This window comes from Marinobacter sp. OP 3.4 (genome assembly GCF_036224885.1).
GTDB lineage: Bacteria > Pseudomonadota > Gammaproteobacteria > Pseudomonadales > Oleiphilaceae > Marinobacter.
Genome location: NZ_JAVVLT010000091.1, coordinates 1 through 2,083, shown reverse-complemented (window position 1 = coordinate 2,083; position 2,083 = coordinate 1). Strand labels below are relative to the sequence as shown.

Below are 2,083 nucleotides of genomic sequence, written 5' to 3'. Positions count from 1 at the left end.
GCTCAGCGCCGTCAAGATTGCCCGCAAGCTGCAAGCGAAGGTTGGTGAGTTACCGGCCTCGGACCGTTCCATTCGCCGCTATGTGCGGGTGCTCAAGGAGGAAGTCGCCTCGGCTCAGATGCGCTACTACGAGCCTATCCTGGATGATGTGCCCGGTGTTCAGTGTCAGGTGGACCCCGGTGAGTTGCGCGGTGTGCTGATTGGTGGCGAAGAGCGTACGCTGCACTTCGTGGTGTTCGTGCTGTCCTACTCGCGGCTGATGTACGTGGGCCTGGCCTTCCGCCCTCTGGACACCCAGACCTTTATCCAGCTCCACGATGAAGCCCTGCGGTACTTTGGTGGCCTGCCGGAGGAATGCGTTTACGATCAGACCAAGCTGGTGGTGATCAACGAGCAGTACCGGGAACTGACCCTCAACCAACGGTTCCATGAGTATGCCACCACGGCCGGGTTCCGGATCCATGCCTGTGAAGGCTATGACCCGGAGAGCAAGGGCAAGGTGGAGGCCGGCGTAAAATACGTCAAGCAGGATTGCCTCTACGGCGAAGTCTTCCGGGATCAGGAACACGTGCGTCAGCACGTGCAGGACTGGGTTGAGAGTGTGGCCAATGTCCGCATCCACGGCACCACCGGCGAGCCGCCGCGGGAGCGGTTCGAACGGGATGAGCGAGAACGCCTTGAGGCTTACCTGTCACCAGCTTGCGTGCAGTCTGTGGCCCACGAGACACGGCGGGCCGACAAGACCGGCCTGGTCGCCTGGAAGGCGAATAAATACTCCGTGCCCATGGCCTGGCAACAGGCCCGGGTAGGCGTTCTGGAGTCCGGTGGCCAGCTCCACATCAGCGACCTGGACACCGGCGACGTCATTGCCAGCCACGCCCTGTGCTCCGACAAGGGCAAGGTGATCAAGAACACCCATCACTACCGGGATCATGCCCAGCGCGTGAGCAAGCTGGAAGCCGACATCAGCGCCCTGATCGGCAGTGAGGTCGGGCAACGGTTGTGCCAGCAACTCAAGTGTTCCGAGCCCAAGGTCTACAAAGACCAGTTGGTGGCTGCCCGTGACCTGCTCAAGCGCCACGAACCCGTGGATCCCGTGTTGATTACGACGCTGGCAGAGCGTCCCGGCATGACCGCCACACGACTACAAAGCTACCTTGAAGCGGCCCAAGCCGCCGTCCTCCGGGAACGGCAGCCGGAACCGCTGCCAGAACCCAAGGAAGCACTGGACCTGAGTGCTTACCGTCGTGTTGGCCACTCCAGCGGCCAGGGGGTGACCCATGAGCCAGCTTGAACAGACCGTGTCCCGTTACCGCAGTCTGCGCCTGAGCGCAGCAGCCGATGAGCTGACCAACTTACTGGCGGAGGCAGAAGCCAACGAGATGTCCTACCTGAGCTTCGCGGACCGGCTTGCCGAACACGAACTGATCCAGCGCCAGGACAAACGCATTCGCCGGAACCGGAAGATGGCCGCGTTCCCCGCCGATAAGCGCCTGGAGGGCTTCGACTACCGGCACCAGACCACCATTAACAAGCGCCAGGTCAATGCCTTGCTGGACTTCCAGTTCATCGACGAGCGGAACAACCTGGTGTTCATCGGCCCGCCCGGTGTCGGCAAGACCCACCTGGCCATCGGGATCGGCCATAAGGCGGTGGAAGCCGGTTACCGGGTGTTGTTCCGCAATGCCCTGGATCTGGTGGAAGAGCTGGAGCTGGCCGAGATGAAAGGGGAGCTGAAAAAGCGGGTCAGCCAGTTGGCCAAATACGACCTGCTGATCATCGACGAACTGGGCTATCTACCCATGACCCGGCAGGCCCGCTACAACCTGTTCCAACTGATCAACAGTCTGTACGAATACCGGTCCATCATCCTGACCACCAACAAGGACTTCACCAGTTGGGGCGAGTTCTTCCACGACGACAACGTGGCGGTGCCGATCATTGACCGGGTCATCCACCACTCACACATCTTTATGCTGGGAGGGGAAAGCTATCGGCTGAAGCAGAAAACCACGAACTAGACTATGAAAGGTGGGTCAATTTTATTGGCCAAAGGTGGGTCAAAATAAATGGCCATTGACAG

The 2,083-nt window shown here is 60.3% G+C and carries 2 protein-coding genes; both read left to right on the top strand.

Annotated elements, in window-relative coordinates; genetic code table 11:
* The coding region (istA, locus tag RO069_RS14745) for an IS21 family transposase (protein WP_328188513.1) at window positions 1–1,294 on the top strand (1,294 nt) is incomplete at its 5' end.
* Window positions 1,281–2,021 carry an IS21-like element helper ATPase IstB gene (gene istB, locus RO069_RS14740; protein ID WP_328188512.1) on the top strand — a complete coding sequence of 247 codons (741 nt, stop codon included), beginning with the start codon at window positions 1,281–1,283 and terminating at the stop codon, window positions 2,019–2,021. The genes istA and istB, both read left to right, overlap by 14 nt.
* Window positions 2,022–2,083: the final 62 nt, after the last annotated feature.

What these genes read in the sequence shown, in the direction of transcription:
- istB (WP_328188512.1), top strand. Translation starts at nt 1,281, where the DNA reads ATGAGCCAGCTTGAACAGACCGTGTCCCGTTACCGCAGTCTGCGCCTG.